Source organism: Parashewanella hymeniacidonis (assembly GCF_016900895.1).
Taxonomy (GTDB): domain Bacteria; phylum Pseudomonadota; class Gammaproteobacteria; order Enterobacterales; family Shewanellaceae; genus Parashewanella; species Parashewanella hymeniacidonis.
In genome coordinates, this window is sequence record NZ_JAFEUN010000052.1 from 24,745 (window position 1) to 32,725 (window position 7,981).

The following is a 7,981-nucleotide window of genomic DNA, read 5'->3' on the forward strand; positions in this document are numbered from 1 at the left end:
GCACCCTTATTACAGGCTTAAAAGTTCAAAGAGAACGTAACCTTATAGCTTCTTCCGAATTCAACATTACGTTGTATTGCTTCTGAGAAACTGTTGTATTGCTTTTGGCGAGTATCAAGTAAGTTTATTGCTTCAAAATTCATGCTCATATTATCTGATATCTTCCAATTGGCTGTAGCTGCTAAGTCAGAATAACCTTTGAAATAAACACCAGAGTTTTGATCCGCTAAACCTGCAAGATATTCATCACGCCAGTTGTAAGCTAAACGCATTCCGAAATCATCAACTTCATAGTAAAGCACTAAGTTAATATTATTTTCTGATAATCCTGGAATTGGTAAGTCGTTACCGTTGTTATCTTCAAATGGCGTAGTACTATTAATATATGAATAGGTCGCCATAACCCCCGTGTCTTCTAAGAAGCTAGGTAAGAACGTAAACGGTTGTTGGTATAAAAGTTCGACACCTTTAATTTTACCGCCATCACCATTGATTTTTTGAGCCAAACTGTACGATTCACCACCGATATCAACGGGTTTATTAGTGTCAACGATAAATGACTCAACGTCTTTATAGAAGAAACCTGCTGATAGAATAGATGATTCGTCAAAATACCACTCTGCAGAGAGGTCAATTTGATTAATTAAAAATGGATTTAGATTAGCGTTACCACCAGTAGCCGTGTTGTTATTACGCAATAATATGCCGTTTGATAAATCACCAGTATTCGGGAAACTCAATACTCTAGCGTAACCAAAACGGTATACTAATTCATCATTCCACTCTAACTTAGCTACTGCAGAAGGTAAAATTTCAGAGTTTGAATCCTTTGTAGTAATTGGAGTCAACGTATCAGTTACTTCGTTGAAGATAAAACCATCTGATTGAACATCACGTTTCACATAACGAACACCGAAATTACCTGAAAGATACTTTTCACCGATTTCTGTTTCATAGTCAGCTTGAACGTATAGTGCAGTAATGTCTTCTTGAATATATGAAGAGCGACTAGGATCGAAGCCTTGCATACATTCTGCTTTTTGATCTGCATTGTATGCTGACATTAAGGTTTCACAACCAGTCCAAACAGACTTGTCTGCTACTAGGTATTGATTATTGAAGCTTGGACCATCACCTGAGAAAAAGCTACCATTGCTATAGGTTGAGCTTATTGTTGGAAGTGAATTTAACGCAAAAGCTGGACGAATATCTCGGTTGATTGAGCGGTTATCTGTTTCAGTAGAATTAGTGCGAGCACCAAATTCAACTGCTCTCAGAAAATCACCATCTAACTCACGACGAACATCAAATCTAAACGCCGAATCCGTGGTTTCTTTTTCTACCGTATTATCAAATAATATTGTTAAATTTAGCTCGTTAATATTATTTAAATTTGCAGTGCCGAAGTCCAGGTAAGGAACGTCATTGCCTGCAGTTAGGTCATAAGTTACTTTAACTTTTTCAGCGGTTTGAAAGCGGACGAAATCTTGAATAGAGCGAGATTCTGAAGAGGTAGTTGAAAACTCAGCTGATACTGTCCAATCATCAATAAACCATTTACCACCAATTGCTGTGCTTAAAAACTCCGAGTAAGCATCAGCAAATTCAGTATTCGTTTGTACTGGTCGGTTAACCGTGGCTTTTGTAAGGACGCCATTTGGAGAAATCGTTGCGTTTTCATAACCACAACAGTTCCAGAAACCAGTCCAATATCTTTCACGATCGGAATCTACTTTAGAATAGAACGAATCAACATAAAACTCAGTGTCTTCGTTTGGTGCCCACTGCAGCATGGCGTTTAAACCGACTTTTTTACGGTCATCATTTATTTGCCAAAAACGCATATCACGGTTAACTAATGTTTCTTTGTCATCATTAGTTGTGTCTACATTATCAAATTGATAGCCAGAAAATGTATTTAAACCATCTTCTTGGAATTCACGACTTGAAGTTGATGCGGCAACTTGGAAGCCTAATGTATCATCGGCGAAAGTATTAGAGTAATAACCAGACCACTCATAACCAGTATCACCAGATAACTCACCATGAGCACCTGTTAAACTGCTGATAAACTTCTGACCTGAATTATCGAGTGGCTTGCGAGTCTGAATGTTGACGACGCCGCCCAGTGCTCCTTCGATTTCACTGGCACTTGAAAGTTTTGAAACTTCGAGCGTTGAAACTAAACTCGATGGAATTAATGATAGAAGACTATAACTTGATGACTCTAGTGTATCAGGGCCTTTATCGCCCCGCCCACCGGCTGTTACTACTTGTCTGCCATTAATTAAAATAACATTTTGTGTTAAACCACGAATTGATATCGTGCTGCCTTCACCAATACCACGTTCAAGCTGAACGCCTGAAACACGTTGAAGTGATTCTGCTACGTTAGCGTCAGGTAGCTTACCTAACTCATCAGCAGAAATGGCATCAACAAATTGATTACTTTCTTTTTTAGTTGCAACAGCTTTTGTAAGCTGTGAGCGAATACCAGTTACCTGGATAGATTCAACACTCTCTTCTTTTTTATTTTCTTCAGCTGCAAGAGCTGGAGCAAGTGTTGTTACCGATACAACAGAAACAAGACCTAATTTAAGAAGGGTACGAGTAAGCTTATTTATTTTTGGAAGATGTCCGTTTGCCATATTATTCTCCTGCATTCCTTTCGGTCTGCATGCAAGTTTCCTTTTGTAGGGTTAATTATTATTACTGCCAAACAAACCTAAGTTATATCTAATATAGATATTAGTCAACGGGTAATTTACTTATTCTTTACAACTTAATGACAGAGGGACGTTACAAATAAAAAGAGCTCCAAATTGGAGCTCTTAAAACATTATTTAATAATTAATTCGAAAAGTGCTGCAGGTACTGTCCCTGAAGGGTTTTCTAATTCAAATCTTAGTGATGCAGTCCTTATCTTGGTCGTAAACATCAATTTATTCACTGTTTGATAGTTATTTGTAACTGTTTTTAAGAGATTGTTTTTATCATCAAAAATTTTGTATTTTTCAATACAAAAAGGCATTTTCTTCTCAGGATGGGTCATTAATGTAGATTCAAGAGGGTGATCAAAATCATTATCAAAATGAAGAATGATCTCGGTAATCTCTTGTTCTTCTGGCCATTTAACTTCCAGTGTTGGTGTGTCATCACATTGCGACGCAATCCAAGCATTAGTACCTAAAAATGGCCGATTGTATCCATTATAGATATTCAGCTGTTTACTTATCTCTAAAGCGGGAGAAATGGTAAATGCAAAATTCTGACCTTCAGGTCGACGAGCGGGACACCAGAACTCAAAACTATCTATACCTATGTTTTGATCAACTTCTTGACGACCATTATTTGAAACAGCCTCATTGGTACCATTGAAAGCAGTCACAATGCCTGTAATGCGCTCTTTACTGTAACCGATTTTAACTTTGTCATTTTGCATGAAACATATAAATCCATATTGACTTGAATCTATCGTGTTTTCAAATTGTACCTCTAAAACCTGCTTACCTAGAGACAACTCAAAGGATTGTATTTCGATTGTTTTATTTGGGGTGAAGTTAAAATGTTTATCACTCACTCTCAGCTCTACTTGAAGTTTTGTTGATGAAATAACATTTATAGGTACAGAAAATTGATATTTCGTATTTGCTTCGAGTGGTAAAATTTGGGCTGCTGAGGTATTGAGGAGTTGATAATCGTTATCAAAATTCAATTGTTTTAACTTTAACTGAGAAGACGATAGAATTTCAGCTGATGAGAGAAGGTTATTGCATTCCTCATGAGGCAGGTGAGGAAGAAAGTGACCATCTTTTAATAACATTTGTTGTATGGCTGAATAATGTTGCTGATCTAATAAGTCATTTATCGATAAGTTGTTATCAATGCAATATGATGCAGCTGCACCCATAGCTTGACCACCATGTGCTGTTGTTGCCATTACTCGAGTTGAACCATAGGCAATATGAGTTGCACTGATGATTCGGCCTGCAAGTAAAAGGTTGTCCATTTTTTGTGGAATGAAACAGCGTAACGGGATCTGGAATATACCTTTGGAGTGGAATTGACGACAAGGCGCTGCATCAGTAAATACACCAGCACTCGGATGATGATCTATGGACCAGCCACCGAATGATATCGCATCTTCGAATTGATTTTGATCAACTATATCTTGTTGGGTCATCATGTAATGACCTAAAAAGCGCCTACTCTCACGTTTACCCGGAATAGTACCAACCCATTCAAGTGTTAGGTTTTCAACGTCCTTAAATTTACCGCTGTTTTTAATGTGATCCCAGATGGTATAAACTATCGACCATAAATCGTATTTAATTTCTTCTGTTTCATGAATGGTATCTTTTAAACCGCCATGTTCAATCCACCACAGTTTTACACCATCTTCACCTTTTTTAACTCGATTTAATCGTTCCTGAGAGATTTGTGTGTTTTTGGCGAAATCAGGTAACGTATATTCAACGGGTTTACCCGCATCTTTACTATAAAAGAAAAGAGTGTGACCCAATAAATCTGTTTTTGACTCTACAGAAGCAAGTTTTTCACCAAATTCACATTGTGCTTCTTCGCCAATCACAAATGGTGCGCCAGCTTTGAATGCAACGAGACCGTCACCCGATGCATCTGTGAATATTCTCCCTTCAATTGTATAATCCGTGCTGTTTTGTGAGCAGAAAGCTTTTACCGCTGAGATTGTTGAAGAGGAGGATTTTTCAATGTCGTATACCGCAGTATTTAAAAGCAGTGTAATGTTTTTTTCGGCTAATACTTTATCAAGTAAAATTGAATCGAAAATATGAGCATTACCTTCACGGTTACGAAATAAGTTTTCAATCAAAAGCTCATCGATGATCCCGCCTTCACGAGACCAACGGTTATTATTTCCCAAATGACTTGTTGCCCCCAGAATCCAAACTCGAACTTCGCTGGATGCATTTCCGCCTAATACAGGGCGGTCTTGAATTAGGGTTATTTTTTTCCCGTGACGCGCAGCACTGATTGCAGCACATACACCGGCCATGCCACCACCAATAATGACTACATCATTTTGTAGTTGGACGTGATTATTGCTGCGAACGAGCGGTTCATGTTCGACTCTTAACATTTCTATTTTCCTACTAAACTTGTTTTGTTTTTAATTTTTTATCTTCACTAATCAGTTTCAGGAATCCTGAAATGGCAATGAGTACTATAAAACCGCCAGTACCTATTGTTAAACCCGTCGCTTTCTCGCCTAACAGACCTAATCCTATAAGTAATAGGCCAATTCCTAACACGCCGACAAAAATAACTTTCTTACCGTAAGTTGATTGGGTCTCTATTAGTGCTTCTTCAGCATCCTTTTTTACAACCAATTTGTTCTCTTTCTTCAAAATGAACTCAAATAAAATTAACAACAAGATAGGTATCAATACTCCAATGATCATTTCTTCTCCTCGACTGAGTGAGAAGTCAATGAGTGAAGGTGCCACAAACTTGAGGAAGATATTGATTCCCAGACTCGCAAAGGTGGTGAACAAGATTGAAAATGCATTTTGGCGTTTAGAAAATAATGACCAAATAGGAGGTAAGTAGATCGGAACGCCGGTTAATGCTGCAACACTCAAAACCGTTTCAACAATTCCGCCAAAACTCTTAATTGAAAGTGCGACAACAATTGATACAAGACCGAACAAAACCGTTGAAATTCGAGCGATTTTTACCAGACTCTTTTGAGAGGTATTTGGCCTAAAACTCTTAAAAATATCATTAGTTAGAACACCTGCAACAATATTAATTGTGGTATTAACAGAGCTTGCGGTAGCAAATACCATTGCACCTAATATGAGTCCAAGTAAACCATTAGGTAATACTTCCTTACTCATTAATAAGTAGGCATCTTCCGGGTTAGTACCAGCCACATCAGGATTTACGATTCTATAAATCATAGGAGGTATCATCCAAATGATTGGAGCAATTAAATATAATGAGAAGAAGGTTAAGCCGACTTTTTTAGCCGAAGAGGGCGAGCGAACACTGGTATAACGTTGAACGTATGCCCAGTTACCACCTATGAATACAGTGTTATATATGAAGAAACCAAAAAGAAAGAGTAAATCGTATCTTTCGTTATGTAACTCGGTAAAACCTTGAGGAAGTTTATCAAAAAATTGACTAACACCACCAATGTATTCGAATGACAGAGGGATAACGAGTAAGACTGCTGCTGTTAACACTACGAATTGCAAAACATCTGTAACTAACACGGCCCACAGACCGCCAACAGCTGTGTAAGCGATAATTAATAATCCAAGTATCAAAATCGCAGTTTCTAACGGAAGCCCAGTAGAGATTTCAATAATTTTTCCTACAGGATAGAGAAAAGCGCCTGTGGTAAATAAGCTGACAAGGATAAAAATAAAAGAATAGATTTTTTGAGCTTTTACATTGAGGCGTTTTTGTAAATATTCAGCAACAGTAAGGCAACCGGTTTTATTCCATGCAGGGCCAATTAAAAAAGCAACGAAAGCACCTGATAATGCCATTGTTGCTTGAATCGTAATTGATACAAAACCTTCAGAGTAGGCGATAGCACCCCAAACAACAAACGTTCCCACTGAAAAGAAACTCATAAAGAGAGAGAGACCACTTATCCACCATGGTACATTTCCACCACCAGCGAAAAAGTCTTTCATATTTTTGCCGTTTCGCGAAAGTGCCATTCCTAACGAAATAACGAACACCACGAATATCGCAGCAATTAAGTAGTCGAAATTATTCACTTAGACCTCTTATTTTAAGTATAGGGTTGAGGTAGTAGCCTAATTATCTGTATCTGATAGTTATTGATAGGCATATTTTTACGTCGAGTATTACATATACGTGTTTATGTGTCTATTATAGATATTTAATATTTATACGTTTAAATTTATTGTATGTGTTTTTACGCAATTAAAAACATTAAATGCTATTAAAACAGACTTATATGGATATATTTTATTGAAAATATTGACTCGTCTAGGCATTGTAGTGATATTATTAATTTCTTTAATTGTATTTAAGGCTACAAAATTTTGACGCAAACAACACCATCAATCATCAATAATGAGAAACTGAGCCGCTTTGGTAGTCAGCTTAATCAAAGCTTGATACATGGTATCGAAGTTTTACAAGGTGTGGCGTCGAGTAATGAACCCATTGCAGGTCGTGAACTTTCTCGGTTACTTGAATTGGATATTACTAAAGTAAACCGCATGCTACGGACGCTCGCCTATCTCGGTTTAGTCAGACAAACCAGCGACAGAAAATATACATCTGGCCCAGGCATGCATGTACTTGCTGCACAAAGTTTGTATGGCGCAGGATTTATTCAAAATGCCATTAAACCACTCGAGTCATTAAAAGATTTCGGGCTTATCGTTGCAATGGGCGTTCTTTGGCAAAATAAAGTAACTTATCTATATCACGCACTCCCAGGGATGGATTCAATGGATGCGATAGGGCGAATGAGTTATTATCCTGCGACGTTAAGTGGTGTTGGACTATCGTTACTTTCCCAGTTATCTGATGATGAAATTGTTCACCTGTATAAAGGAAAAACAATTGAGGGTTTTGATGACTGTTTTGCGTCATTAATGGATAAAATCGAAGAAATCAGACGAAATAAATTTACACGAGTGGAAACGACCAATAAAAAGCTCAAAAACAGTAAAACTTACACTATTGCAGTGAACGTTGGAACTCCAGTATACAGCTCAATTGCGTTATCTGGATGGATACCAGAAGACTCGACTGATGAGCTCGTTGAAATCTTACATCAAAAAGCAAATGAGATCGTATCGGCTATCGAATAACAGCTTAATGACTGTCTCTTGATCAGATCTCAGAGCATTTCTCCGTCAGCTAGCATTTCTTTCGCCATCCTATATCCAACGACATAAGATTGAAGGGTATCCCAACCTTCCCAAATCGTTTCCCAGCCTGCTAT

Annotated in this window: 4 protein-coding genes; 1 reads left to right on the plus strand and 3 read right to left on the minus strand. The window is 37.7% G+C overall.

Features of this window, described 5'->3' with window-relative positions; translation table 11 throughout:
- Positions 1–17: 17 nt before the first annotated feature.
- The 3 genes from JQC92_RS11770 to JQC92_RS11780 form a co-directional block, all read right to left on the minus strand.
- Positions 18–2,648, minus strand: a complete 2,631-nt coding sequence (locus JQC92_RS11770; protein WP_204999835.1) for a TonB-dependent receptor — start codon at positions 2,646–2,648, stop codon at positions 18–20.
- 191 nt (positions 2,649–2,839) lie between these two features.
- A complete protein-coding gene (locus tag JQC92_RS11775) occupies positions 2,840–5,119 on the minus strand; it encodes an FAD-dependent oxidoreductase (RefSeq protein ID WP_204999836.1) in 2,280 nt (759 codons plus the stop codon).
- Between the two features lie 13 nt (positions 5,120–5,132).
- Positions 5,133–6,776 (minus strand): sodium:solute symporter family transporter, encoded by a 1,644-nt coding sequence (locus JQC92_RS11780; RefSeq protein WP_204999837.1) that lies wholly within the window; start codon positions 6,774–6,776, stop codon positions 5,133–5,135.
- Positions 6,777–7,067: 291 nt separating this feature from the next.
- Here JQC92_RS11780 and JQC92_RS11785 point away from each other — a divergent pair, with 291 nt between their 5' ends.
- The gene (locus tag JQC92_RS11785; protein ID WP_204999838.1) at positions 7,068–7,847 is read left to right on the plus strand and encodes a helix-turn-helix domain-containing protein; all 780 of its coding nucleotides are present in this window, start codon (positions 7,068–7,070) and stop codon (positions 7,845–7,847) included.
- Positions 7,848–7,981: the final 134 nt, after the last annotated feature.

Excerpts from the sequence above, each read along its gene's own strand:
- JQC92_RS11770 (WP_204999835.1), bottom strand. The coding sequence starts at position 2,648 with ATGGCAAACGGACATCTTCCAAAAATAAATAAGCTTACTCGTACCCTT.
- JQC92_RS11775 (WP_204999836.1), bottom strand. The coding sequence starts at position 5,119 with ATGTTAAGAGTCGAACATGAACCGCTCGTTCGCAGCAATAATCACGTC.